The organism is Streptomyces sp. NPDC002838 (assembly GCF_040295365.1).
Taxonomy (GTDB): domain Bacteria; phylum Actinomycetota; class Actinomycetes; order Streptomycetales; family Streptomycetaceae; genus Streptomyces.
Genome location: NZ_JBEOVF010000014.1, coordinates 23773 through 48595, shown reverse-complemented (window position 1 = coordinate 48595; position 24823 = coordinate 23773). Strand labels below are relative to the sequence as shown.

21 protein-coding genes and 1 pseudogene are annotated in these 24823 nt (G+C 71.1%); 7 read left to right on the top strand and 15 right to left on the bottom strand.

Features of this window, described 5'->3' with window-relative positions:
- Positions 1–25: 25 nt before the first annotated feature.
- Positions 26–871 carry a siderophore-interacting protein gene (locus ABT063_RS19695; protein ID WP_351058636.1) on the top strand — a complete coding sequence of 282 codons (846 nt, stop codon included), beginning with the start codon at positions 26–28 and terminating at the stop codon, positions 869–871.
- A 67-nt stretch (positions 872–938) separates the two neighbouring features.
- Here ABT063_RS19695 and ABT063_RS19690 read toward each other — a convergent pair whose 3' ends face one another.
- The 3 genes and pseudogenes from ABT063_RS19690 to ABT063_RS19680 all read right to left on the bottom strand — a co-directional run bounded on the left by ABT063_RS19690 (position 939) and on the right by ABT063_RS19680 (position 3508).
- On the bottom strand, positions 939–1715 hold the full coding sequence (locus ABT063_RS19690) for an ABC transporter permease (RefSeq protein WP_351058635.1): 777 nt from the start codon (positions 1713–1715) through the stop codon (positions 939–941).
- Positions 1712–2718, bottom strand: a pseudogene (locus ABT063_RS19685) (ATP-binding cassette domain-containing protein). Before ABT063_RS19685 ends, ABT063_RS19690 begins: the two are co-directional and overlap by 4 nt.
- A 169-nt stretch (positions 2719–2887) precedes the next feature.
- On the bottom strand, positions 2888–3508 hold the full coding sequence (locus tag ABT063_RS19680) for a PadR family transcriptional regulator (protein ID WP_351058634.1): 621 nt from the start codon (positions 3506–3508) through the stop codon (positions 2888–2890).
- Positions 3509–3756: 248 nt separating this feature from the next.
- Here ABT063_RS19680 and ABT063_RS19675 point away from each other — a divergent pair, with 248 nt between their 5' ends.
- Positions 3757–5295: an amino acid permease gene (locus tag ABT063_RS19675; RefSeq protein WP_351058633.1), complete on the top strand. Its 1539-nt coding sequence runs from the start codon at positions 3757–3759 to the stop codon at positions 5293–5295.
- Positions 5296–5317: 22 nt separating this feature from the next.
- Positions 5318–6280, top strand: a complete 963-nt coding sequence (locus ABT063_RS19670) for an RluA family pseudouridine synthase (RefSeq protein ID WP_351058632.1) — start codon at positions 5318–5320, stop codon at positions 6278–6280.
- On the opposite strand, the gene ABT063_RS19665 is transcribed toward ABT063_RS19670, so the two are convergent.
- The 6 genes from ABT063_RS19665 to ABT063_RS19640 form a co-directional block, all read right to left on the bottom strand.
- Entirely contained in the window at positions 6274–7773 is a 1500-nt protein-coding gene (locus ABT063_RS19665) for a cytochrome P450 (RefSeq protein WP_351058631.1), read from the bottom strand. The two genes, ABT063_RS19670 and ABT063_RS19665, sit on opposite strands and share 7 nt — an antisense overlap.
- A 76-nt stretch (positions 7774–7849) precedes the next feature.
- A complete protein-coding gene (locus tag ABT063_RS19660) occupies positions 7850–8470 on the bottom strand; it encodes a GTP-binding protein (protein WP_351058630.1) in 621 nt (206 codons plus the stop codon).
- On the bottom strand, positions 8451–8888 hold the full coding sequence (locus tag ABT063_RS19655) for a DUF742 domain-containing protein (RefSeq protein ID WP_351058629.1): 438 nt from the start codon (positions 8886–8888) through the stop codon (positions 8451–8453). The genes ABT063_RS19660 and ABT063_RS19655 overlap by 20 nt, the downstream gene beginning before the upstream one ends.
- Positions 8885–9292 (bottom strand): roadblock/LC7 domain-containing protein, encoded by a 408-nt coding sequence (locus tag ABT063_RS19650; protein ID WP_351058628.1) that lies wholly within the window; start codon positions 9290–9292, stop codon positions 8885–8887. The genes ABT063_RS19655 and ABT063_RS19650 overlap by 4 nt, the downstream gene beginning before the upstream one ends.
- A complete protein-coding gene (locus ABT063_RS19645; RefSeq protein ID WP_351058627.1) occupies positions 9289–10890 on the bottom strand; it encodes a sensor histidine kinase in 1602 nt (533 codons plus the stop codon). The genes ABT063_RS19650 and ABT063_RS19645 overlap by 4 nt, the downstream gene beginning before the upstream one ends.
- A gap of 328 nt (positions 10891–11218) precedes the next feature.
- Positions 11219–11854 (bottom strand): TetR/AcrR family transcriptional regulator, encoded by a 636-nt coding sequence (locus ABT063_RS19640; protein ID WP_351058626.1) that lies wholly within the window; start codon positions 11852–11854, stop codon positions 11219–11221.
- 146 nt (positions 11855–12000) lie between these two features.
- Here ABT063_RS19640 and ABT063_RS19635 point away from each other — a divergent pair, with 146 nt between their 5' ends.
- The 4 genes from ABT063_RS19635 to atzF are packed head-to-tail and all read left to right on the top strand — an operon-like array spanning position 12001 to position 18614.
- Positions 12001–12825, top strand: coding sequence for an urea amidolyase associated protein UAAP1 (locus ABT063_RS19635; RefSeq protein WP_351058625.1), 825 nt, complete (start codon positions 12001–12003; stop codon positions 12823–12825).
- The gene (locus ABT063_RS19630; protein ID WP_351058624.1) at positions 12822–13427 is read left to right on the top strand and encodes an urea amidolyase associated protein UAAP2; all 606 of its coding nucleotides are present in this window, start codon (positions 12822–12824) and stop codon (positions 13425–13427) included. Before ABT063_RS19635 ends, ABT063_RS19630 begins: the two co-directional genes overlap by 4 nt.
- Positions 13424–16936: a 5-oxoprolinase/urea amidolyase family protein gene (locus ABT063_RS19625; RefSeq protein WP_351058623.1), complete on the top strand. Its 3513-nt coding sequence runs from the start codon at positions 13424–13426 to the stop codon at positions 16934–16936. The genes ABT063_RS19630 and ABT063_RS19625 overlap by 4 nt, the downstream gene beginning before the upstream one ends.
- A 25-nt stretch (positions 16937–16961) precedes the next feature.
- The gene (gene atzF / locus ABT063_RS19620; protein WP_351058752.1) at positions 16962–18614 is read left to right on the top strand and encodes an allophanate hydrolase; all 1653 of its coding nucleotides are present in this window, start codon (positions 16962–16964) and stop codon (positions 18612–18614) included.
- Between the two features lie 108 nt (positions 18615–18722).
- On the opposite strand, the gene ABT063_RS19615 is transcribed toward atzF, so the two are convergent.
- From ABT063_RS19615 to ABT063_RS19590, 6 genes are all read right to left on the bottom strand, one after another.
- Positions 18723–21581: a DEAD/DEAH box helicase gene (locus ABT063_RS19615; protein WP_351058622.1), complete on the bottom strand. Its 2859-nt coding sequence runs from the start codon at positions 21579–21581 to the stop codon at positions 18723–18725.
- Between the two features lie 106 nt (positions 21582–21687).
- Positions 21688–22635: a twin-arginine translocase subunit TatC gene (gene tatC, locus ABT063_RS19610; RefSeq protein ID WP_351058621.1), complete on the bottom strand. Its 948-nt coding sequence runs from the start codon at positions 22633–22635 to the stop codon at positions 21688–21690.
- Positions 22636–22682: 47 nt separating this feature from the next.
- Positions 22683–22973, bottom strand: a complete 291-nt coding sequence (gene tatA / locus ABT063_RS19605) for a Sec-independent protein translocase subunit TatA (protein ID WP_124443660.1) — start codon at positions 22971–22973, stop codon at positions 22683–22685.
- A gap of 261 nt (positions 22974–23234) precedes the next feature.
- Positions 23235–23429 carry a hypothetical protein gene (locus tag ABT063_RS19600; RefSeq protein ID WP_124443659.1) on the bottom strand — a complete coding sequence of 65 codons (195 nt, stop codon included), beginning with the start codon at positions 23427–23429 and terminating at the stop codon, positions 23235–23237.
- A gap of 31 nt (positions 23430–23460) precedes the next feature.
- On the bottom strand, positions 23461–23760 hold the full coding sequence (locus tag ABT063_RS19595; protein ID WP_351058620.1) for a hypothetical protein: 300 nt from the start codon (positions 23758–23760) through the stop codon (positions 23461–23463).
- Positions 23757–24809 (bottom strand): helix-turn-helix transcriptional regulator, encoded by a 1053-nt coding sequence (locus ABT063_RS19590; protein ID WP_351058618.1) that lies wholly within the window; start codon positions 24807–24809, stop codon positions 23757–23759. The genes ABT063_RS19595 and ABT063_RS19590 overlap by 4 nt, the downstream gene beginning before the upstream one ends.
- Positions 24810–24823: the final 14 nt, after the last annotated feature.

Below are 24823 nucleotides of genomic sequence, written 5' to 3'. Positions count from 1 at the left end.
TAAGCATATGGACAGGGAGGCCGCCATGGCAGAACGACCGGGACGCACGCCGCGGAAACCCCACTCCGCGCAGGTCGTCCGTACCGAACGGCTGACCCCGCACATGCAGCGCGTGGTGCTCGGCGGCGAGGGCCTGGCCGACTTCTCGGCGGGCACCTGCACCGACCACTATGTGAAGCTGCTGTTCCCGGCCGAGGGCGTGACCTATCCCGAGCCCTTCGACATGCAGCGCATCCGTGAAGAGTTCCCGCGCGAGCAGTGGCCCGTGACGCGGACGTACACGGTGCGCGCCTGGGACCCCCAACACCGCGAGCTGACCCTGGACTTCGTGATCCACGGCGACGAGGGGCTCGCCGGACCGTGGGCGCTGCGCGCCCAGCCGGGCGAGACCGTGTGGTTCATGGGCCCCGGCGGCGCGTACGCCCCCGACCCCGCCGCCGACTGGCATCTGCTCGTCGGTGACGAGAGCGCGCTGCCCGCGATCGCCCGTTCCCTGGAGGCGCTGCCCGACGGCGCCCGCGCCCATGCCTTCGTCGAGGTCGCCGGGCCGGAGGAGGAGCAGAAGATCGACTCCGATGTGGAGGTCGTCTGGCTGCACCGCGGCGACCGGCCCATCGGCGAGGCGCTGGCCGAGGCGGTTCGGGCGCTGGAGTTCCCCGAGGGCCGCGTGCACGCGTTCGTGCACGGTGAGGCGGCCTGGGTGAAGGAGCTGCGCCGGCTGCTGCGGGTCGAGCGCGGCGTCCCGCGCGAGGACCTGTCGATCTCCGGCTACTGGCGCCTGGGCCACAACGAGGACGGCTGGCAGGCCGCCAAGCGGGACTGGAACGCGCGCATCGAGGCAGAGCAGGAGGGGGCGGCACCTGCCGCCTGAACCAGGCTGTTCGAGCTCTGAGGGGCGGCACCTTCACGGTTGCCGCCCCTTCACTGTGCCCGGACGCTCACACCGACCGCTGGTACGAGCGGAACGTCCGGATCGAAAGCCATACGGCCGCCACCGCCAGCGCGAGCAGCGCTCCCCCACGGCTGAGTACGTCACCCCAGTCGGGGTCGGCGGACAGCGCCGAACGGCCCGCGACCATGGCCCAGTTCAGCGGGTTGAAGTCGGCGACGTGCCGCATCCACGCGGGCATCTGGGCCGGCGCCATGAAGGCGGAGGACAGGAACGTCAGCGGGAGAAGCAGGAAGGTGTTGATCCCGATGATCGACTCCCGCTCCCGCACCAGCATGCCCAGCGCGTTGGACAGCGCACCGAAGACCGTGCCGAGCAGCACGGAGGCGACGACCAGGACGGCCACGCCGCCGAGGCCGCCCGGGTAGTCGGCGCCGCCCAGCAGCCCGAGGAGCACGATGATCACCGACTGGAGGGCGGTGACCAGGCCGTTGTTGACGACATTGCCGTTCATCAGCGCGGCCCGGCCGACCGGTGTGGTCAGGAAGCGGTTGAGCGTGCCGCGCTGGATCTCGTCCAACGTGGTCATCCCCGCCCACATGTTGGAGCTCAGCGCGCTCATCACGACCACGCCCGGGACGAGGTAGTCGAGGTAGGACGTGGTGCCGAAGCCGCCGAGCTCGACGACCTTCCTGAAGAGGCTGCCGAACAGGAACAGCCAGATCACCGGCTGGACCAGGGTGATCAGGGCGTACGCGGGCTGCCGTACGAACACCATGAGTTGGCGCTGCGTCATGTACCAGGTCTGGGAGACGGCCGTGCTCATCGCGCACCTCCGGCGAGGACAGGCTCCTGGTCGTTCTCGGCCTCGGAGTAACGGCGGCCGGCGTAACGGAGGTAGACGTCGTCGAGGGACGGGCGGGCGAGGGTCGCGGTGGCGACACCGACCCCGGCTCGTTCGAGCGCGCCGAGCAGCGCGGGGGTGGCGGCGGCTCCGTCGTCGGCGCGGACGCTGATCCGGCGCCCGTCGACCAGTACGTCGTGCACGCCCGACAGCCCGCCGAGGGCGCCCGTGAGCAGCGTACGGCCGGCTTCGCCGACCGCTTCGCGCAGTTCCATGTGGACGGCGTCACCGTGCAGTTCGCCCTTGAGGGAGTCGGGGGCGCCTTCGACGACGACCCGGCCGCGGTCGACGATGGCGACGCGCTCGGCAAGCCGGTCGGCCTCCTCGAGGTAGTGCGTGGTGAGCAGGATCGTCAGCCCCTCCTCGTCGGCGAGGCGGCCGATCTCGTCCCACATCGCGCCGCGGGCCTCCGGGTCGAGGCCGGTGGTGGGTCTTCGAGGAAGAGCACCTCGGGCCGATGCACCAGGCCGAGGGCGACGTCGAGGCGCCTGCGCATGCCGCCGGAGTAGCCCTTGACCGGGCGCCGGGCGGCGTCGGTGAGCGAGAAGCGCTCCAGCAGTTCGTCGACCCGGCTCTCGAGCGCGCCGCCCTTCAGTCCGTAGAGCCTGCCCTGGAGCCGGAGGTTCTCCCGGCCGGTGGCGACCGGGTCGGCGCCGGAGCCCTGGGCGACCACGCCGATCGCGCGGCGCACCCGGTCCGGGTGGCGCAGTGCGTCGTGGCCGGCGACGGTGGCCGAGCCGGAGTCGGGGCGGGCGAGGGTGGTGAGGATCTTGACGGTGGTGGACTTTCCGGCGCCGTTCGGGCCGAGGAGGCCGAAGACGGTGCCGGGTTCGACGGTGATGTCCATGCCGCCGAGGGCGGTGACGCCACCGGGATAGGTCTTGATCAGCTGACGCGCCTCGACCGCGGGCGCACGCGTATGCATCATGGCTGCTCTCCTGAATGAGCGGATGACAACTGATCCGCGTGAGCAGCGCCGGGCTATCCTGGGTGTGCCGCACCTCGATCGCCCGGTTCCGTCTCACGGCGGATGTCGGTTCGGGGTTCGCGACCCCGGCGGGGCTGCTGCAACAGCCCGGCCGGGGTCCTTCTCATTACATGAACTCCGGTGGCAACTCCCCCGTTTCGTGGAACCGCCGCCACTCCTCGACGCCCGGCAGCGAGCCCTTCCTGATCTCCTCCAGGAAACCGCGGACCCACTCCGCCTGCGCCTCGACCATGTGCAACTGGTACTCGGTCTCGACGAGGAAGAGCCGTGGCAGCGTCTCGTACAGCTTCTCCAGTGCCCCCCGGCCGCTCGCCGCCTGAACCTCCAGCGACTTGAGCCGCTCCTCCAGCAGCCGCACCACCTCGTCGGGAGACAGCGCGCCCAGCAGCGACAGGGCGGTCTCGAAGATCGGGTACTCCTTCGCCGGGACGGCGACGAGGTCCGACAGCCACTCGGTCATCTCCGCGCGGCCGGCCTCGGTGAGCCCGTACACCGTGCGCTCGGGCCGGTTGCCCTGCCGCTCCACGTCCGTCACCTCGACGAAGCCGTGCTTCTCCAGGCTCTGCACGACCGTGTAGAGCGAGCCGTAGTTGATCTTCGTGCTGGTGTCCTTGCCCTGACGGCGCAGGGTCTGGGCGATCTCGTACGGATGCATCGGCTTCTGCCAGAGGGTCACCAGCACGGCGAGCGCGAGCGGGTTGCCGAGCTTGCGGCGCTTCACGGCCACGACGGACCCACCTCACTTCCGCACATCCCTCGCTTCCGAATATCCGTAGCCGAACATATCTCGAGTCGCACAAAAACGTCAATGGACACGATGTATCGCGATTCGGCGGGCACGGCAAGAGCGTGAGGACTTGGGCCCGCACCCGACATGGCGACGTGACGCACGTGAAACAGCCCCTCCCTAATTTCTGTCACTCGACAGGAATTCTGTTTCCCTCCCGCTCCCCTGCGCCGAAGGCAGGTGCCGCCGTGACGACAACCACCCCCGCCGACGTACGTCCCGATCCGCCGCACTCCCCCGACGACCGCTCCCTCACCGCGTTCGGCTACCGCCAGGAACTGCACCGCAGCCTGGGCCGGTACGCGTCCTTCGCGGCCGGGTTCTCCTTCATCTCCGTCCTGACCACCGTCTTCCAGTTCTTCGCCTTCGGGTACGCCTTCGGCGGCCCCGTCTTCTTCTGGACCTGGCCGGCGGTGCTGGTCGGGCAGCTGCTGGTGGCCGCCTGTTTCGCCGAGCTGGCCGCGCGCTATCCGATCTCCGGCGCCATCTATCAGTGGTCGTCCCGCCTGTCGAACGTCACCTTCGGCTGGTTCGCCGGCTGGATCATGGTGATCGGGCAGGTCGTGGTGGTCGCGGCGGCGGCGCTGGCGCTGCAGATGGTGCTGCCGGCCATCTGGTCCGGCTTCCAGCTGATCGGCACCGACTCCGCGCCCACCTCGGCGGACGGCGCGGCCAACGCGGCCGTCCTCGGTGTGATCCTGCTGGCCCTGACGACGCTCGTGAACATCCTCGACAACCGCGTGATGTCCGTGATCAACCGCGTCGGCGTCACCGCCGAGATCATCGGCGCGATCCTGATCGTCGTCCTGCTGCTCACCCACTCCCAGCGCTCCCCCGGCATCACCTTCCACACCGAGGGCGCCGCCCAGTCCGGCCTGTTGGGCGCGCTGCTCGTGGGTTCGTTCACGGCGGCGTACGTGATGATCGGCTTCGACAGCGCGGGTGAGATGAGCGAGGAGACCCGAAATCCGCGCCGTACCGCGCCCCGCACGATCCTCACGGCGCTCGGCGCGGCCGGCCTGCTGGGCGGCCTGATCGTCCTCGGCGGTCTGCTCGCCGCGCCCAGCCTCACGGACGGGCGCCTCGCGGTGGACGGACTGAGCTACGTCCTCACCAGCAGCCTCGGCGACGGAGTGGGCCGCGTGCTGCTGGCCGACGTGGTGGTGGCGATCGCCGTGGCGACCCTGGCGATCCAGACATCGGCCTGCCGGATGCTGTTCTCCATGGCCCGCGACGGCCAGCTCCCCTTCGCCGGCCGCCTCGCCAAGGTCAACCCGCGCACCGGTATGCCCGGCGCCCCCGCCCTGGTGGTCGGCGTCCTCGCGGCGGCCCTGCTGCTGCTCAACTTCGCCTCCCCGGAGGCGTTCCTGGCCATCGGCACGACCTGCATCGTGATGCTGTACCTGGCCTACGCGATGGTCACCGGTCCGCTGCTGGTCAGCCGCCTGCGCGGCCGCTTCACCACCGACGGCACGGACGAGACGGGCGCCCGGCTGTTCTCCCTCGGCCGGTGGGGCGTCCCGGTCAACGCGCTGGCCCTGCTGTACGGCCTGTTCATGACCGTCAACCTGGCCTGGCCGCGCGCGGCGGTGTACGACCCGGCGGGCGGGCACTGGTACTTCCAGTACTTCACCGTGCTCTTCCTGAGCATCACGATCGCCCTGGGCGTGGCCTACCGGGCGTACAAGGCCCGTACGGCGGTCGCTCCCGAGGCCGTCCCGGTCTGAGCGGCGCTTACGCTGGCGGGTGATGAGACGCAAGACCCGGATCCCGCCCTCCCCCCTGCCGCAGCGCGCGGGGGTGGATCCGGTGCGGGTGCGGCTGCCTGTCGAGGGGGCGTGGGCCACCGTGCGGGAGCATCTGGTGGAGCGGCTGTCCGGAGCGGGTGCCGGGGTCGTCGACAGGATGTTCGACGCGGGGCAGATCGTCGGGGCGGACGGGCGGGCGGTGGTGCCGGACGCGGCGTTCGTGCCGGGGATGTTCGTGTGGTTCCACCGGGAGCTGCCGGACGAGGTGCGGGTGCCGTTCCGGTTGGAGGTCGTGCATCGCGACGAGCACATCGTCGTCGTCGACAAGCCGCACTTCCTGGCCACCACCCCGCGCGGCAGCCACATCACCGAGACCGCGCTCGCCCGGCTGCGCCGGGAGCTGGGCCTGCCCACGCTCAGTGCGGCGCACCGCCTCGACCGGCTCACCGCCGGGCTCGTGCTGTTCACCGTGCGGCCCGAGGAGCGCGGGGCGTACCAGGCGCTGTTCCGCGACCGGCGGGTGCGCAAGGAGTACGAGGCGGTCGCGCCGTACGATCCCGCGCTCACCCTGCCCCGGACGGTGCGCAGCCGGATCGTGAAGGAGCGCGGGGTGCTGGCCGCGTACGAGGTGGAGGGCGAGCCGAACGCCGTCAGCCGTGTCGAGCTGGTCGAGCACCGCGAGAGCGGGGCCGACGGGCTCGGCCGGTACCGGCTGGTGCCCGCCACCGGGCAGACCCATCAGCTGCGCGTCCACATGAACGCGCTCGGCGTGCCGATCCTCGGCGATCCGCTCTACCCGGTGGTGACCGGCCCCGTGCCAGCCGGTGACTTCCGGCGTCCGCTCCAACTGCTCGCGCGGAGCCTGGAGTTCACCGATCCGGTCACGGGGGCGGAGCACCGGTTCCGCAGCGGTCGGGTCCTTCAGGCGTGGACGTCGTACGACGGCTGGGCCGCCGGTCAGTAACCGCGCAGCCAGCACAGGAAGCGCCGCCAGGCACCCCGAGGCCGGGCCGGTTCCGGTGTCGGCGCGGGTTGCGGCGGGGCGGCGGCCGGCTGGGGCTCGGCGACCGAGGCGGGCGCCGGCTTCGGCTCCGGCTGGTGAGTGCCGATCTGCCAGGCGGGCCGCTGGGGCGGGACCGCGGCGAGCCCCGGCTTGGCCTTCACGTCCTGCTGTGGCTTCGGCTGGAACCGGACCGGCAGTTCCACCAGATGGCGGGAGGCGATCGACTCCGTCCAGGTCAGCTCGTCCTCGTCGCAGTCGAGTTCGACGTCGGGCAGCCGCATCAGCAGGGCGTCGACGCCGGTGTCGGCGATGGCACGGCCGATGTCCTGGCCGGGGCACTCGTGCGGGCCGCCGCTGAAGGCGAGGTGGGAGCGGTTGCCCTGCATGTGGGCGGACAGGTCGGGACGCACCCGCGGGTCGACGTTGCCCGGTGCGATGCCGAGGAGCAGCCCGTCGCCCTTGCGGATGCGCTGACCGCCGAGCTCCGTGTCCTGCTTGGCGAAGTAGCCGAGGACCGTGCTGAACGGCGGCTCGTCCCACAGGGACTGCTCGACCGCCTCCGGCACCGTCATCTGGCCGCCGTTCAGCTGGGCGCGGAAGCGCGGGTCGGTGAGCACCATGCGCAGCACGTTGGCGATGAGGTTGGCGGTGGCCTCGTACGCGGCGATCAGCACGAGCCGCAGGTGCTCCCTGACCTCGTCGTCGCTGAGTCCCGCCGGGTGGTTGAGGAGGTGGGAGGTGAAGTCGTCCTCGGGCCGTGCACGACGGCGGGAGGTGAGCCGGCCGAGGGCCTCCATGATGTAGGCGTTGCTGGCGATCGCGGTCTCGGTGCCCCGGAGCATGTCCCGGGCGGCCTGCACGATCCGGTCGTTGTACTCGTTGGGCATGCCGAGGATCTCGCACATCACGGCCATCGGCAGGTGCTCGGCGAACTGGCTGACGAGGTCGGCGGCGCCCTCTTCGCAGAACCGGTTGACCAGGCGCTGGGTGTGCCGGTTGATGTGGCGGCGCAGGCCCCGGTGGTCGATGGTCGAGATGGCGCCGGTGACCGCGCCGCGCAGCCGAAGGTGCTCGTCGCCCTCCGCCATGGCGCAGATGGGCTGCCAGGCGAAGTGGGGCATGAGCGGGTGGTCGGGCTTGATCATGCCCTCGACGAGCGGCGTCCAGGTGCGGCCGTCCCGGCAGAACTGCCCGGGCGAGCGCACCATGTGCAGGTTCTCGGTGTGGCCGAGTACCACCCAGATCGGCACGTCGTCGTGGAGCAGCACGGGCGCCACCGGGCCGTGTTCCTCCCGGAGTTTCTCGTACAGGGACCTGAGGTCCTGGGCCTCGGGGCCGTAGAGCCGGGGCAGCCCGCCGGGGCCGCGGCCGTGGGCGGGGCCGTGGGCGGGGCAGCCGGGCGGCGGGCCGAGGCTGGGGTCCGTACCGGTCGGGGAGTGGGATTCAGGCGTCACAGTGGTCGCTCCGCGGTGGATCCGGTGTCTGTGTGTGTCTGTGTCTGTGTCTGGGGACGAGGAGTGGGTACGGCGGTCACCTCAGCGCGCCCGTCATGGCGAGGCCGTGCAGGAAGCGCATGAGGGTCATCAGGGTGTCCCGGCTGGAGGCGCGGCGGCGCGCGTCGCACTCGACGATGGGGATGTCCTCGCTCAGGTCGAGCGCGGTGCGCAGCTCCTCGACGGGGTAACGGGGCGCGTCCGGGAAGGAGTTGATGGCGACGACGAAGGGCACGCCGCGCTCTTCGAGGCGTCCCATGACGTCGAAGCTGACCTCCAGCCGACGGGTGTCGACCAGCACGACCGCGCCGAGCGCGCCCTCGAACAGCCCGTTCCACAGGAACCAGAAGCGCTCCTGCCCGGGGGTGCCGAAGAGATACAGCACGAGCTGGTCGGTGATGCTGATCCGGCCGAAGTCCATCGCCACGGTGGTGGCCGTCTTGGACTCGGAGCCGTAGTTGTCGTCGACGCCGACACCGGCCTGCGTCATGGTCTCCTCGGTGGTCAGCGGTTTGATCTCGCTGACCGACCCGACCATGGTCGTCTTGCCGACGCCGAAGCCGCCGACGATGACGATCTTCACCGCGGCCTCGGCGGTGTGCGGAAGCTGGTCCTCGGTTCGGGGACCCGGGATGGTGTCAGAGCTTTTGAAGTCCATGCATCACCGCTTCGAGGAGGGAACGGTCGGCCAGCGCCTGGCGGATGATCGGGGCGCGCGCCGTCACCAGTTCGGCCGTCAGCAGCTCGGTGACCAGGACGCTCACCACGCTGAACGGCAGGCTCAGATAGGCCGACAACTCGGCCACGGACAGGGGGGCCGTGCACAGCCGGAGCAGCGCCGCCTGCTCGGGCGTGGCGGAGCGCGGCGGGTCGGCGCGCGCCACGACTAACGTGACCAGGTCGAGTTCGGTGCGCTCGACGCCGTCGGGTCCGGTGATCACGTACAGCCGCTCGGGGTTCTTCTTCTGGCCCTCGGGCGGTTGCTCCTCCTCCTGCGGGGGTCGCTGTCCCTGCTGTGGGGGCTGAGGTTCCGGTTCCTGCTGGGCGTAGCGCCGCCGGCGTTGCGGAGGAGTCATACGCTCTGCCCGTTGCGCCTGGGCGGGCTGGTCAGATGCGCGCCGATCCGGACGACCAGGTCGCTCATGCGGGCGCTCATGAAGCCGGGTTCGGCGCGCACGTCGGAGAGCACCGCGAGATAGGCGTTGGGGCCCGCGGCCATCAGGTAGAAGTAGCCCCTGTTGATCTCGATGAGGACCATCTTCATCTCGCCGTCGCTGCCCGGGATCTCCTGGGCGACGGCGCTCGCCAGGCTCTGCAGGCCCGCACAGGCCGCGGCGACGCGGTCGGCGGTGTCCGGGTCGCCGCCGTGGCGGGCGATGCGCAGGCCGTCGGCGGAAAGCACCACGATCATCTGGATGCCCGGCACGCCTTTGGCGAGGTCCGTGAGCATCCAGTCGAAGTTGCCTCGCTGCTGGATCACTTGAGGTCCCCCTCGTCGTCGGCCTCGACGCGGGCCGGTTCGTTGGTCGGCTGGGTGAATGCGTTGGGGTCCGGGCGCTTGAGTCCGTCGAAGAACGCCTGGACCCACAGGCCCGGTGGGGGTTCGGGCGTCTTCTCCTCGGGCTGCGGCTCGGGCTCGGGCTCGCGCTTGGCGGTCGACCAGATGGTCGGCCGGCCCTCCCGTTCGGCCTGTTCGATGGCGGCCTGTTCGGCGTACCGCTGGGTGAGCGAGGTCTTGACCCGGCTGCGGCGCTGCGGCAGGCCGTTGGCCGTCCACTCGGTGACCTCGGGGACGTCGTCCTCCAGCGAGACCGGCGTCACGAACTTGGGGCTGGTGGGGCGGCGCAGCTTGGGCCTGCGCTTGGGCCCCGGGAGAGCGCCGGGTTCGGGCTGGGGCAGCGCCGTGGCGCCGATGCCGTGGGCGAGTCCGACACCGGGCTCGGAGGTGAGCATGTCGCTCGGCACGACGAGGACGGCACGGACCCCGCCGTACGCGGAGGAGCGCAGCGAGACCTTCATGTCGTACGTACGGCAGAGCCGACCGACGACGGCCAGACCCAGGCGCGGCGATTCGCCGATGTCCTGCAGGTCTACGCCCGCCATGGCGCGCTCCAGCATGCCCTCGGCGCGGGCGCGGGCCTCCTCGCTGAGGCTGACGCCGGAGTCCTCGATCTCGATGGCGACGCCGGTCTGCACCTCGGTGGCGGTGACGTGCACCTTGGTCTGCGGCGGCGAGTAGCGGGTGGCGTTGTCGAGGAGTTCGGCCGCGGCGTGGATGACGGGCTCGACGGCGGTGCCCTTGACGTTGACCTTGGCGATGGAGGTCAGGTCGATGCGCCCGAACTCCAGGATCCGGGACATGGCGCCGCGCAGCACGCTGTACAGCGCGACGGGCTCGGGCCACTGGCGGCCCGGCCGGCCGCCGCCGAGGACGGAGATGGAGTCGGCGAGGCGGCCGATCAGCGCGGTGCCGTGGTCGATGCGCAGCAGGTCGTCGAAGACCTCGGGGTTGCGGCCGTGGTCCTCCTCCATCTCGCGGAGTTCGTTGGCCTGCTGGTGGACGATCGCCTGGACGCGCCGGGCGATGTTGACGAAGGAGCGCTGCGTGGCGTCACGCAGCGTCTCTTCCTGGTCGACGATGTCGAGCACCGTCCGGATCAGCGACACCTGGGCTTCGGGGAGGTCGCGCCAGGCGGGGTCCATGTCGCCGAGTTGGAGAATCACCTCTCTGGGGGAATTCCCACCGCGCAGATAGTGGAGCGCGGTCGGCGCGATCTCCTTCGCGAGGCGGGTCATCTCGTCGTCGTGGGCGGCGATGCGCCGTTCCAGATACGCGGTGTGACGGGCGTGGTCCGCACGTTCCTTCCGCAGGGTGCGGCCGCGGCGCACCGCTTCGGCTGCCGTCGCGATCACCAGGAGCGTGGCGACGGCGCCGCACCAGCCGACAGCCACCCGGGCCGGCTCCGTCACCACGGCGACGGCGGCCCCGGTCGCCGCGGCCATCACTATGCCGGGCGGCAACAGCACGCGCGCGTACGAAAGTTCACGGCGACCTGGAGGGGATTGAACACTCACCATGTGGGCCCTCTGAAACAAATCGGCTGGGGTTCGGGGGAGCTTGCAGGGGGGTACGTCATGGATCTGTCGGGATCTTCGGTGTTTTCGGGAACAAACGCACGAATACATCTCAACTCGGTGCGCTGCGGGCGAGCTTAGTCCGACCGGATCATCGCCGTGTCATATTCAGCAAGCGCCTGAAATGGGGTCGGCGGCAGGGGTACGCTCGACTCCATTTACACACTCGGAGATCATTCGCACACGCTGCGTCACTGCGCACAGGCGTACGAAAATCACTCACCGTAACGAGTGAAGAAGCCCGGAACCGGGCTCTGGATCGTTACCCCGCTCAGACTCCGGCAATGCGCAGAGCCGCGTCCGCCGCCGCCTCCGCGAACGCCGACACGGGCCGCTCGGGATCGGAGCGGTGCACGAGGATGACTCCCTCGATCAGCCCGAACACCAGATCCGTCCGCAGATCGAGCTCACTCTTGGCGAGCGCGCCGCCGGCCCGCGTCGCGGCCAGCAACTGCCGGTAGGCGTCCTTGAGTTCGGCCCGGACGGCATGGAAGCCGGCGAACCGCTCGGCGCGCACCTCGGGCAGCAGGTACAGGACGCCGAGGTTGTGCGGCCCGCCGCACAGCACCTCCACGTCGGCGCGGCACAGCTCCCACAGCCGGCCCTCGGCCGGGGTCGTGTCGTCGGCGAGGAGTTCACGGGCGTACGCCAGCGAGGGCGTGACGGTGGACTCCAGGAGCTCGGCGAGCAACTCCTCCTTGCCGGAGACGTAGTGGTACATGGACGCCTGGCGCATTCCGGCGCGCTCGGCGACGGCGCGGGTGGAGGTGGCCGCGTAGCCGAGGGTGGTGAACAACTCCGCGGCGGCTACGAGGAGTTCCTCGCGCGGCTCGAGACCGCTGTCCGGCCGCTGCGCGGCCCGCGGCCTGCCGACCCGTCGACTCCGGTCTCCGTCCGCTGTCCCCATGTGTTCGATCCTCGCACACCGCCCCGTACGGCGATCTTGGTGAGGGTCCGGCAACCGACCGGCAACCGGCCCGCAACGGCCACGACCCACCGCGCCCTTAATTTCTGTCGAGCGACAGAAATAAGCCGAGAGCCGGAGGTGCCGGTATGGCGACAGAGACCGCGTACGGAGCCCGCGCCCATGCGCGCGCCCAGGAGGGCACGCACACCGAGGCCATGCCCGTCGTACCGGCCGCGAACTGGCCGGCCCCACCCTGCGAGGCGGGCCACCTGGTGTGGGCGGAAACGGTGGCGGGCGGCAACTACACGCACCGGGTGCTGGCCCGCGGCACCGAACTGCGCCTGACCGACCCGCGCGGCGAGGCCTGCGCGCATCTGCTGCTGTACGCGGCCGACCGGCCCTGGGAGCGGCTGAACGTCGCCGACACGGTGAAGGTGCAGTGGAACGCCTACCTGGGCGAGGGCCGGCTGCTGCTGTCCGACCAGGGCCGGGTGCTCGCCTCGGTGATCGCCGACACCTCCGGCCGGCACGACGCCCTGTGCGGAACCTCCACCCTCGTCCGCAACGCGGAGCGGTACGGCGACGGCACTCCGCAGGGCCCCTCCCCCGCCGGGCGCGAGCTGTTCAAGCTGGCCGCGGCGAAGAACGGCCTCGCACCGCGCGACCTGCCGCCGTCCCTCTCCTTCTTCCAGGGCGTCGAGGTCCGCGAGGACGGCACCCTCGACTTCACCGGCTCGGCCGGTCCCGGCGGCAGCGTGATCCTGCGCGCCGAACAGGACGTCACGGTCCTCCTCGCCAACGTGCCCCACCCGGCCGACCCGCGCCCCGAGTACGTCAGCACCCCGCTGGAGGTGCTCGCCTGGCGTGCCGAGGCCACCCGGCCCGGCAACCCGCTGTGGGACGCCACACCCGAGGGCCGCCGCGCCTTCCTGAACACCGCCGAGTTCCTTGCCTCGAGGGGGATCGCATGAGTACGAAGACCGTGGTTCCGGCGCGGGCCGCCTGGTCGTCCGTGATCAGCGCGGGCGAGACGCTCACCATCACCGACCTGCACGGCAACCAGGCCGTCGACTTCCTCGTCTACGACGCCCACGACACGTCCGTGCGCTACAGCGCCCCCGACACGATCCACGCGCAGGGCGGCATCTTCCTCACCACGGGCAGCGTGCTGCTGTCGAACGAGCACACTGCCCTGATGACGGTCGTCGCGGACGACGTGGGCCGGCACGACACGGTCGGCGGCGCCTGCTCCAAGGAGTCGAACACCCTCCGCTACGGCCACCACACCTGGTCGCAGCACGCGTGCGTGGACAACTTCCTCGCCGAGGGCGCGCGGCACGGTCTCGGCAAGCGCGACCTCGTCTCCAACATCAACTGGTACATGAACGTGCCCGTCGAGAAGGACGGCACGCTCGGCATCGTGGACGGTCTCTCGGCGCCGGGCCTGTCGCTCACGCTCCGCGCCGATCGGGACGTCCTGGTCCTGGTCTCCAACTGCCCCCAGATCAACAACCCGTGCAACGGCTTCGAGCCGACGGCGGTGGAGATGACGATCACCGAGGCGGGCACATGACCTTCGACACGCTGCTGGTCGCCAACCGGGGCGAGATCGCGGTGAGGATCATCCGTACGGCCCGTGAGCTGGGCCTGAGGACGGTCGCGGTGTACTCCGACGCCGACCGCTCCGCACCGCACGTCCGGCTCGCCGACCAGGCGGTACGGCTCGGCCCGGCGCCCGCGAAGGAGTCGTACCTCGACGCCGACCTCGTGCTGAAGGCGGCCAAGGACTCGGGCGCGGGCGCGATCCATCCCGGCTACGGCTTCCTGTCCGAGGACGCTTCGTTCGCGCGGCAGTGCGAGGAGGCCGGGATCGTGTTCGTGGGTCCCACGCCCGAGCAGCTGGACCTGTTCGGCGCCAAGCACACGGCACGGGCGGCGGCCGAGGCGGCAGGGGTGCCGCTGGCACCGGGGACGGGGCTGCTGGCGTCTGTGCGGGAGGCTCTTTCCGAGGCAGCCGTCATCGGCTACCCCGTCATGCTCAAGGCCACCGGCGGAGGCGGCGGTATCGGCATGTCGGCATGTCGTTCCGCCGATGAACTGGCCGAGGCCTGGGAGCGGGTGCAGCGCGTCGCCGCCGCCTCCTTCTCCTCCGCCGGCGTCTTCCTGGAGCGTCTCGTCGAACACGCCCGCCATGTCGAGGTGCAGGTCTTCGGCGACGGCGACGGCCGGGTCGTCACCTTCGGCGACCGCGACTGCTCCCTCCAGCGCCGCAACCAGAAGGTGCTGGAGGAGGCGCCCGCGCCGGGGCTGCCCGCGCACGTGCGTCGGCGACTCGCTTCGAGCGCCCGCGACTTGTGCGCCTCCGTCGGCTACCGCTCCGCCGGAACCGTCGAGTTCGTCTACGACGCCGCCCGCGAGGAAGCGTACTTCCTGGAGGTCAACACCCGCCTCCAGGTCGAGCACCCCGTCACCGAGGAGATCTACGGCGTCGACCTGGTCGCCTGGATGCTCCGCCTGGCCCGCGGTGAGACGGACGTCGTCCGCGAACCGGGCCCACCGCACGGCCACGCCGTCGAGGCCCGCCTCTACGCCGAGGATCCCTCACGCGAACACCGGCCCAGCGCGGGCCTGTTGACGAGGGTCGAGTTCCCGCCGGGCGTGCGCGTGGACGGCTGGGTGGAGACGGGTACCGAGGTGACGACGTCGTACGACCCGATGCTCGCGAAGGTCGTCGCATACGGCCCGGACCGCGCGCACGCCCTCGCCCGCCTGGACGAGGCGCTGGCCCGCACGCGCGTCGACGGCATCGAGACGAACCTGGGCCTGGTGCGGGCGGCGCTCGCGGACCGGGACTTCACGCGGGCCGCGCACTCCACGGCGACGCTCGCTTCCGTGAGCGATCCGACCCCGCGCATCGAGGTCGTCTCGGGCGGAACGCTCACCACCGTCCAGGACTGGCCGGGCCGCACCGGCTACTGGCAGGTCGGCGTGCCGCCGTGCGGCCCGATGGACGACCTGTCCTTCCGGCTCGGCAACCGGGCGCTCGGCAACCACGAGGGGGCGCCGGGGCTCGAGTGCACGCTCCAGGGACCGTCCTTGAAGTTCACCCACGCCACGACCGTGTGCGTGACCGGCGCGCCGGCTCCGGTCACCGTGGACGGTGCGCCGGTCGCGCGGTGGGAACCGGTGACGGTGCCGGCGGGGGCCGTACTGGAGATCGGCGCACCCCTTGAGCACGGCCTGCGGTCGTACGTGCTCTTCGCCGGAGGGCTCGACGTTCCGGCCTTCCTGGGCAGCGCGAGCACCTTCACACTGGGCCGGTTCGGCGGGCACGGCGGGCGGGCGCTGCGCACGGGGGACGTCCTGCACGGTGGGACGGTCGTCGCGGGCAGCCCGGTCGCGGAGTCCGACCGACCGGACTTCGGCGCCGAGTGGCACGTAAAGGCCGTCGAAGGCCCGCACGCCGCGCCGGAGTTCTTCACCGAGGACGACATCCACGACTTCTACGCCGCCGACTGGAAGGTTCACTTCAACTCGGCGCGCACCGGCGTCCGCCTGGTCGGCCCCAAGCCGCGCTGGGCACGCACCGACGGCGGCGAGGCGGGCCTGCACCCGTCCAACATCCACGACGCCCCGTACTCCGTCGGTGCCGTCGACTACACCGGCGACATGCCGGTGCTGCTCGGACCGGACGGCCCGTCACTCGGCGGATTCGTGTGCCCGGCGACGGTCCTCAGCACCGAGCGCTGGAAGCTGGGCCAGCTGCGCCCGGGCGACACGGTGCGCTTCGTGCCGGTGGACGTGTCGGGCACGGCACGCCCTTCCATCGTGGACGGCGGCATCCTCGCCCGGGACGGCGATGTGACGTACCGCCGCAGCGGCGACGACAACCTGCTGGTCGAGTTCGGCCCGATGCACCTCGACCTGGCCCTGCGCATGCGCGTCCACGCGCTGATGGAGGCGGTGGCCGAGGAGGGCCCGGACGGGATCACCGACCTGACTCCCGGCATCCGCTCCCTCCAGATCCGCACGGACCCGCACCGCCTGACACAGCACGAACTCCTCGCCGCCGTACGGAAGATCACCGCATCCCTCCCGCCGTCCGACGAACTGGTCGTCCCCTCCCGCACGGTCCACCTCCCCCTGTCCTGGGACGACCCGGCGACCCGCGAGGCGATCGCCCGCTACATGGCGGGCGTCCGCGACGACGCGCCCTGGTGCCCCTGGAACATCGAGTTCATCCGCCGCGTCAACGGCCTGGAGTCGGTCGAGGACGTCTACCGCACGGTCTTCGACGCGGAGTACCTGGTCCTGGGCCTGGGTGACGTGTACCTGGGCGCCCCGGTCGCCACCCCGCTCGACCCCCGCCACCGCCTGGTGACGACGAAGTACAACCCGGCCCGCACCTGGACGGCCGAGAACTCGGTCGGCATCGGCGGGGCGTACCTGTGCGTCTACGGCATGGAGGGCCCGGGCGGCTACCAGTTCGTGGGCCGTACGACCCAGGTGTGGTCGGGCTGGCAGCAGCGCGGCGCGTTCGAGCCGGGCTCGCCCTGGCTGCTGCGCTTCTTCGACCGCATCAGGTGGTATCCGGTGGACGCGGACGAACTCCTCGATCTGCGCGCCGACATCACCTCCGGCCGCTTCGTGCCCCGCATCGAGGAGGGCACCTTCTCGCTGGCCGAGTACCAGGCCTTCCTCGCCGAGAACGCCGAGTCGGTCGCGGAGTTCAGGTCCCGGCAGCAGGCGGCCTTCGCGGCGGAGCGGGACGCGTGGGAGGCGGCGGGCGAGTTCACGCGCGCGGAGGCGGTGGCCGCACCGGCGGCTCCTCCGGCGGAGGTGACCGTGCCCACGGGCGGCCGTCTGATCGAGGCCGAATTCGCCGCGTCCGTATGGCAGTTGAACGTCGAGCCGGGCGACGAGGTCACGGCCGGGCAGCCGCTGCTCGCCTTGGAGGCGATGAAGATGGAGTCCAGGGTGCACGCGCCGATGGACGGCGTGGTGGCGGAGATCCTGGCCAGGCCGGGCGACCAGGTGGAGGCGGGGACGGCGCTGGTCGTCCTGGCCCCGGCCGCGAACTGAAAGTCGAGGACCCCCGATGTCCAGCATGTCCACCACCCTCTCCCGGGTCCGCGCCGCCTACGCCCGAGTCGAGGCCGTCGACCGCCCCGAGATCTGGATCGACCTGCGCCCGCAGCCGGAGGTGGAGGCCGAGGCCCGCGCGATCGACGACCGCGTGTCCCTGGGCGAACGGCTCCCCCTCGCGGGCCGCCTGTTCGCCGCCAAGGGCAACATCGACGTGGCCGGCCTGCCCACCACCGCGGGCTGCCCGGCGTACGCCTACCACCCCGAGGCCGACGCGCCGGTGGTCGCCCGCCTCCGGGCCGCCGGGGCGATCGTCCTGGGCACCACGAACCTGGACCAGTTCGCGACGGGCCTGGTGGGCACCCGCTCCCCCTACGGCGCTGTCCGGAACGCCCACGACCCCTCCCGCATCAGCGGCGGCTCCAGCTCCGGCTCGGCCGTCGCCGTGGCACTGGGCATCGTCGACTTCGCCCTCGGCACCGACACGGCGGGCTCCGGCCGGGTACCGGCCGCCTTCAACGGCATCGTCGGCCTCAAGCCCACCCGCGGGCTCGTCCCCGCGACGGGCGTCGTCCCGGCCTGCGCCTCCCTCGACTGCGTGACGGTCTTCGCCCGCACCCTGCCGGAGGCCGAACAGGCACTGGCGTACATGACGTCCCCACCCGACCGGGACCTCCCGCCGCTCCCCCAGCGCGCACCGGGCCCATGGCGCGTGGCCGTCCCGGCGCGGGATCAGCTCGGCGAACTGGACGAGGGCTGGGCGGAGGTGTACGAGACGGCGGTACGCCAGCTGCTTTCCGCTGGGGCCTCGATCCGCACGCTCGACCTCACGCCCTTCACCGAAGCCGCCGCGATGCTCTACCAGGGCGCGTTCGTCGCCGAGCGCTACACGGCGGTGGGTACCTTTGTCGACAAGGAGGCAGCTGCGGGCGGCACGAGTCTCGACCCCACCGTCGCCGGCATCATCACCCGCGCCCGCGACATCCCGGCCCACCAGCTCTTCGCCGACAACGATCGTCTGGCCGCCCTGCGCACCCGCGCCCTCGCCGAACTGGCCGACGCGGACGCCCTGCTGCTGCCCACCGCTCCCGGCCACCCCACCCTGGCCGAGGTGGCCGCGGACCCGTTGGGCACCAACGCCCGCCTGGGCCGCTTCACCAACTCCACCAACCTCTTCGACCTCGCCGCGGTCGCCGTCCCGTCCGGCGAGGTGAACGGCCTGCCGTTCGGCGTGATGCTGATCGGCCCGGCGTTCACGGACGACCGCCTGGCCCGGATCGCCGCACTGCTCCAGCCGGAGACACACCTGGCGGTGGTGGGCGCGCACCTCACGGGCCAGCCCCTCAACCCACAGCTGCTCGCCTTGGGCGCCCACCTCGACCGCACGACCACGACGGCCCCCGTCTACCGCCTCCACGCACTGCCGACCGCCCCGCCGAAGCCGGGTCTGGTCCATGTCGGGGAGGGCGGAGCGGCGATCGAGACCGAGGTCTGGCGCCTGCCGGCGGAGGGCCTGGGCCGCTTGCTGACGGCCCTGCCCCGCCCGATGACGCTGGGCAGAGTGGAACTGGCCGACGGCACCGGCGTCCCAGGGTTCCTGTGCGAGCCGGGCGCGCTGGAAGGCGCGGCCGACATCACGGCGCACGAGGGCTGGCGGGCGTACCTAAGCCGCTGAATCGACGCAAGGGGCAACACCCCCAGGGGCGCGGGGCTGAGTCGATATGCGGCTCCGCCGCGTGGGCGCGACCAGCCACAGACAACCCGCACCCGCCCCCCCGAACCCTCACCCCACCGACGAGTAGGCCACAACCCCCCGCAACAGCTGATCAACCGCCTTACGCGCGTTCTTGGCAACCGTCGAACCCCCGGAGGGAACCGGCGCCGCCGCCGAAATCTGCCCCAGCACGTCAATCACCTGCTTGCACCACCGCACGAAGTCCCCCGCCGGCATCTCCGCCTCACGCAGAACCTCGTCGAGCCCCTTCCCGGAAGCCCACATGTACGCGGCCCAGGCAAACCCAAGATCAGGCTCCCGCTGCCCGACCCCCTCGGTCTGACTGATCCGGAACTCCTCCTCCAGCGCGTCCAGCCGCCCCCAGATCCGCACCATCTCACCCAGCGCGGCTTTCGCCTTGCCCGAAGGCAACTTCGGCGCCATCGCATCGTCGCTCAACCGCGCCTCGTACACCAACGCAGAGACACACCCGGCGAGTTCAGCGGGCCCAAGCCCCTCCCAGACACCCGCGCGCAGACACTCACTCGCCAGGAGGTCCAGCTCGCCGTACAGCCGCGCGAGCCGTTTGCCGTGCTCGGTCACCTCGTCGCCGCGCAGATAGTCCAGCTCGGTCAGCAGCGCCACGATCCGGTCAAAGGTGCGAGCGATGGTGTTGGTGCGCCCCTCGATGCGCCGCTCCAGCTGCGAGGTGTCCCGCAGCAGCCGGTGGTAGCGCTCGGCCCAACGGGCGTGATCCTCACGGTCGTCGCAGCCATGGCACGGATGTGCCCGGATCGCCGTGCGCAGCCGGGCGATCTCCCGGTCGTCGGCGGCCTGGGACCGCTTCTTGCGGGCCCGCTCCGGCGGAATGTGTCCGGCCTTGGTCCGCAGGGCAGACGCGAGGTCCCGACGGGACTGCGGCGACCGCGGGTTGAAGGACTTCGGGATCCGCATCCGCTCGAGCGGCTCGACGGGCACCGGGAAGTCCATCGACGCGAGCCGCTTGACCTGCCGCTCCGCCGTGAGTACCAGCGGACGCGGCCCGTCGTGGGCCTCGAACCCGCGGTGCCCGTTGGACCGCCCGGCAGGCAGGCCCGGGTCCAGCACCAGCGCCAGACCCGCGTACTTGCCGGTCGGGACATGGATGACGTCCCCCGGCTTGAGCTTCTCCAGCGCCACGGCCGCCTCGGCCCGGCGCTGCGCCGCCCCCTGCCGGGCCAGTTCGGTCTCGCGGTCCTTCAGCTCGCGCCGCAGCCGCGCGTACTCCTCGAAGTCGCCGAGGTGGCAGGTCATGGAGGCCTTGTAGCCCCCCAGCCCTTCCTCGTTGCGCTGCACCTGCCGCGAGATCCCGACGACCGACTTGTCGGCCTGGAACTGCGCGAACGAGGTCTCCAGCAGTTCGCGCGAGCGGTGCCGCCCGAACTGCTCGACGAGATTGACCGCCATGTTGTACGACGGCTTGAAGCTGGAGCGCAGCGGATACGTGCGCGTCCCGGCCAGTCCCGCGAGGTGCTCGGGGCTCATCCCCCGCTGCCACAGCACCACCGCGTGACCCTCGACGTCGATTCCGCGCCGGCCCGCACGCCCCGTCAGCTGCGTGTACTCGCCGGGGGTGATGTCGGCGTGCTGCTCGCCGTTCCACTTGACGAGCTTCTCCAACACCACCGAACGCGCGGGCATGTTGATGCCCAGCGCGAGCGTCTCGGTCGCGAACACGGCCTTGACCAGGCCGCGTACGAACAGCTCCTCGACGACCTCCTTGAACGTCGGCAGCATGCCCGCGTGGTGGGCGGCGATACCGCGCTCCAGGCCTTCCAGCCACTCGTAGTAACCGAGGACGTGCAGGTCCTCGGCCGGTATGGAGGCCGTGCGCTCCTCGACGAGGGCGCGCACCTGTCCCCGCGCTTCTTCGTCGTTGAGTCTCAGCCCCGCGTACAGGCACTGCTGTACGGCGGCCTCGCAGGCGGCGCGGCTGAAGATGAACGTGATGGCGGGCAGCAGGCCCTCGGCGTCGAGCCGCTCGATGACCTCGGGCCGGCCGGGCGTCCACACGCGTGAGCGCTGGCGCCGTTCCCGCTCGCGGTCGGCCTCGCGCATCGCGCGGCCGCGTCTGCGGTCCTGGAACGACGGCCGGGTCGCCTCCATCCGGGCCAGCCGGGTGAGGTCGGGGTTGACGGCCTTCTTGTGGCCCTCCCCCTCCTCGAACAGGTCGTACATCCGGCGTCCGGCGAGCACGTGCTGGAACAGCGGCACGGGCCGGTGCTCGGAGACGATCACCTCGGTGTCGCCGCGGACGGTGTCGAGCCAGTCGCCGAACTCCTCGGCGTTCGACACGGTGGCCGAGAGCGAGACGAGGGTGACGGACTCGGGGAGGTGGATGATCACCTCTTCCCAGACGGCTCCGCGGAAGCGGTCGGAGAGGTAGTGCACCTCGTCCATGACCACGTGTCCGAGGCCGAGGAGGGTCTGGGAGCCCGCGTAGAGCATGTTCCGCAGCACCTCGGTGGTCATCACGACCACCGGGGCATCGGAGTTGACGCTGTTGTCGCCGGTGAGCAGGCCCACCTTCGCCGTGCCGTACCTGCGGCACAGGTCGGCGTACTTCTGGTTCGACAGCGCCTTGATGGGTGTCGTGTAGAAGCACTTCTTGCCCTGCTGGAGGGCGAGGTGCACGGCGAACTCGCCGACGATCGTCTTGCCGGAGCCGGTGGGAGCGGCCACCAGGACGCCCTTGCCCGCCTCTAGTGCCTGGCAGGCCTCGATCTGGAAGGGATCGAGGCCGAAGTCGTACATCTCGCGGAAGGAGGCGAGCGCGGTGGCCTGCTCGACAGCGCGCCTGCGTGCTGCCGCGTACCGCTCGGCCGGTGAGAGATCCTCTGTCATCGTGCTTTCGAGCGTACCGGGCCCCACTGACAACGGGACGATCATTATCCGGATCCGCACTCCGCGAACCGGGGATCCCCGTGTATACGACACGCGGCCGGGTGCGCCACGTGGACGTCCCGGCCGCGGGGGCTGTGCGGGTGGGGAATCCTCAGGTCACGTCGTCGTAGCCGTTGACCCGTTCCGTGGTCGCCTGCTCGGGCAGGGCACGGCTGGCGCTGACGGTCTCGACATCGCCGATGTCCTCGGGCGTGAGGTCGAGCTCGGAGGCCTCGTCGTCGTCGGGGCCCAGCGCCTCGCGGCGGCGCCTGCGCCGGTCGTTGACCAGTGAGAAGGCGACCGCGCCGAAGTACAGGATCCAGATCGGTCCGGCCAGCGCCAGCATCGTCAGCGGGTCGGTGCTCGGCGTCGCGATCGCCGCGAACACCGTGATGCCCATGATCATCCCGCGCCACCAGCCGACCATCCGCTTGCCGGTGATCGCCCCGGTGAGGTTGAGGAAGACCAGCAGCAGGGGCAGCTCGAAGGAGAGGCCGAAGACGAGCACCATGCGCGTGACGAGGTCGAGCAGGTCGTCCAGCGGCAGGAGGTTGGAGGTGCTGCCCGGTGTGAACTCGAGCAGTACCTTCGCCGTGGTGGGCAGCACCGAGTAGGCGAAGTAGGCGCCGCCGATGAAGAGCGGGGCGCCCGTGCCGACGAACGCGTACGCGTACTTCTTCTCGTGCCGGTGGAGTCCGGGCGCCACGAAGCCCCACAGCTGGTAGAGCCACACCGGCGAGGCCAGGACGACGCCGGCCATCAACGACACCTTCAGCGCCAGCGTGAACGGCGTGAGCAGACCGTTGATGGTGATCTGGGCGCACGGCTCGGTGGACTGCGACTTCGCCAGTTCCGCGAAGGTCATGTCACAGCCGACCGAGTCGAGGATCGGCTTGGTGATCAAGTTGATGATGTCGTTGTAGAAGAAGGCGGCGACAACCGTCACGGCGACGATGGCCAGCAGCGCCTTCGCCAGCCGGTTGCGAAGCTCACGAAGATGCTCCGCGAGGGGCATCCGCCCCTCGGGATCCTTCTCCTCTTTGCGGGCAGACTTCAGCAACCCACGTTCCCATCTCGTGCGGCGGGCCGGAGGTCACCGGCCCTGCGTCAGCGCTTGGTGGTGTCCGTCGGCTCGGTGACCGGGCGCGAGCTCGTCACGTCACCGGGGGCGGCCTGGATCGTGCGCTGAGCCGGGGGCTGCTGGTCGTCGTGCGGCGGGGCCGCGGGAGCGGACGCGTTGTCCTGGCCCTCGGTCTTCATCGCCTTGGCCTCGCTCTTGAGGATGCGCGCGGACTTGCCGAGCGAACGCGCCATGTCCGGAAGCTTCTTCGCGCCGAACAGCAGGATGATGACGACGAGGATGAGAATGATCTCGGGGGCGCCGAGCCTTCCGAACATAAGTCTTTACCTTCTCACCGAGGCGGCTGGGGTGGGGTGCTGTCCGACCGGTCGGACATCTGTCCGAACGACCGTGCTGGCAGCGATCGTAACGCTCAGGGGTAAACGTGTGGCAATCCCCGTGCGTACTCCCGGTCCGCGGTCCGGGCCTCGTTCTCCGGGCCGCGACCAGCAGCGTACCTGGCGCAACCGGCAGGGTGACAGGGCGAAGTGGCCCAAAGCGCATCACATCCAGGACTCACAGGCCCCGGACAGCAGGTCTCACAGTGAGTCCACAGCGCGCGCCGCACTCATGGACGCGCGCTCCAGGTCCTCGGCGGCGCGGTTGATGCGCTGCGCGGAGTCCGTGACCTGCCTGCCCAGACGCTGCGCCTCCAGGAAGACCCGTACGGCGAGCACACCGAGAACGGCGAGACCCAGGAAACCCACAGCTACCGCGAACATCGGCCAGAACATGACGCCGAGCCTAGACCGTCCGGCACGTCGGTCAGTGCTGGAGGGTCGAGTGCAGTCGCAGGGTGCTGACCCCACCCCCGGTGAGCAGCTCGACGATCCGCTCGCCGGCGGGCTTGCGGACGGCGGCCCCGCACTCGGGGCAGGTGAAGGAGTAGAAGGTGGTACGGCTCGTGGCCCCGATGGCGAGACGCAGGGCGCTCGCGGCCAGTTCGAAGCGCCCCCGGCAGTCCGGGCAGCCCGCCCGGAACACCACGGGAGCCACGCTCTTCATCCCGGCGAACGCGGCGGCCACCGTCATCCCCCGCACACCAGACGTCGACGACTCGGTCAAAGCCCTTGCTCCTGCCTGTCGTACGGCATGTCGGACTGCCCGTCCTGCCCCGCGTGCGCTCCGTGCGCGCCCGCCGCCTCGACCCCGTCGTACGCCGCCAGCGCCTCGCGAGCCGCCTGACGGGCGCTGTCGGCGAGGTCGTGCGGCGAGACGATCCGGCCGTCGCGGCCGAGCCGCAGCGCCAGCCGCCTGAGCGACGCCGGGTCCGGGGTGCGCAGAGTGATACGCAGCCCGCCGTCCGGCAGCTCATCCGCGCTGTCGTGCGGGTAGTACTCGGCCACCCAGCGCCCGCCCGGACCGACCTCGACCACGACCTCCGGATCCTCGGCGGCGGGCTGCACCAGCCCCTCCGACAGGTCCCGCAGCTCGATCTCGGGCGGCGCGGACGGCTCGTCGAGGATCTTGATCTCGGCGACCCGGTCGAGCCGGAAGGTGCGGCGCGCCTCGGAGCGGCGGCACCAGGCCTCGACATAGGTGTGGCCGACGCTGACCAGCCGGATGGGGTCGATCTCGCGTTCGGTGACCTCGTCGCGGGCGGGCGAGTAGTAGCGGATCCACAGGCGGCGCCGCTCGGCGATCGCCCGGTCGACGTCGGCGAAGACGCCGCCCTCGGCCTCGAAGGTCACGGACAGCCGGGAGCTGGCCCCCGCCTGTTCGCCGGCCGCGGCCTCCACCTTGGCGGTGGCCCGCAGCAGCGCCTGCCGGTCGCTCTCGCGCAGGCCGGGCAGGGTCGACACCGCGCGGGCGGCCACCAGCAGCGCGGTGGCCTCGTCGGCGGCGAGCCTCAGCGGCTCCGCGACATCGTCGGGGTTGTGCCACCAGATGCGCTCGCCGTCGGTGTCGATGTCGAGCAGATCGCCGCCGCGGAAGCTGGTGCCGCACATGGGCAGCACGTCGAGGTCGGAGACCAGCTCGTCCTCGGTGATCCCGAAGGCGCGGGCGACGTCCTCGACCCGGGCGCCCGGGCGCTCCTTCAGATAGGTCACCAGGGAGAGCATCCGCCGGGTCTGATCGATGGCGTTGGTCGGCCTGGCCGGTTTTCCCACCACTTTCTTACGCCCTC

What these genes read in the sequence shown, in the direction of transcription:
- ABT063_RS19615 (WP_351058622.1), bottom strand. Translation starts at nt 21,581, where the DNA reads ATGATCGTCCCGTTGTCAGTGGGGCCCGGTACGCTCGAAAGCACGATG.
- ABT063_RS19655 (WP_351058629.1), bottom strand. Translation starts at nt 8,888, where the DNA reads ATGACTCCTCCGCAACGCCGGCGGCGCTACGCCCAGCAGGAACCGGAA.
- ABT063_RS19640 (WP_351058626.1), bottom strand. Translation starts at nt 11,854, where the DNA reads ATGGGGACAGCGGACGGAGACCGGAGTCGACGGGTCGGCAGGCCGCGG.
- ABT063_RS19645 (WP_351058627.1), bottom strand. Translation starts at nt 10,890, where the DNA reads ATGGTGAGTGTTCAATCCCCTCCAGGTCGCCGTGAACTTTCGTACGCG.
- ABT063_RS19625 (WP_351058623.1), top strand. Translation starts at nt 13,424, where the DNA reads ATGACCTTCGACACGCTGCTGGTCGCCAACCGGGGCGAGATCGCGGTG.
- tatA (WP_124443660.1), bottom strand. Translation starts at nt 22,973, where the DNA reads ATGTTCGGAAGGCTCGGCGCCCCCGAGATCATTCTCATCCTCGTCGTC.
- ABT063_RS19630 (WP_351058624.1), top strand. Translation starts at nt 12,822, where the DNA reads ATGAGTACGAAGACCGTGGTTCCGGCGCGGGCCGCCTGGTCGTCCGTG.
- ABT063_RS19670 (WP_351058632.1), top strand. Translation starts at nt 5,318, where the DNA reads ATGAGACGCAAGACCCGGATCCCGCCCTCCCCCCTGCCGCAGCGCGCG.
- atzF (WP_351058752.1), top strand. Translation starts at nt 16,962, where the DNA reads ATGTCCACCACCCTCTCCCGGGTCCGCGCCGCCTACGCCCGAGTCGAG.
- ABT063_RS19660 (WP_351058630.1), bottom strand. Translation starts at nt 8,470, where the DNA reads ATGGACTTCAAAAGCTCTGACACCATCCCGGGTCCCCGAACCGAGGAC.
- ABT063_RS19690 (WP_351058635.1), bottom strand. Translation starts at nt 1,715, where the DNA reads ATGAGCACGGCCGTCTCCCAGACCTGGTACATGACGCAGCGCCAACTC.
- ABT063_RS19695 (WP_351058636.1), top strand. Translation starts at nt 26, where the DNA reads ATGGCAGAACGACCGGGACGCACGCCGCGGAAACCCCACTCCGCGCAG.
- ABT063_RS19600 (WP_124443659.1), bottom strand. Translation starts at nt 23,429, where the DNA reads ATGTTCTGGCCGATGTTCGCGGTAGCTGTGGGTTTCCTGGGTCTCGCC.
- ABT063_RS19635 (WP_351058625.1), top strand. Translation starts at nt 12,001, where the DNA reads ATGGCGACAGAGACCGCGTACGGAGCCCGCGCCCATGCGCGCGCCCAG.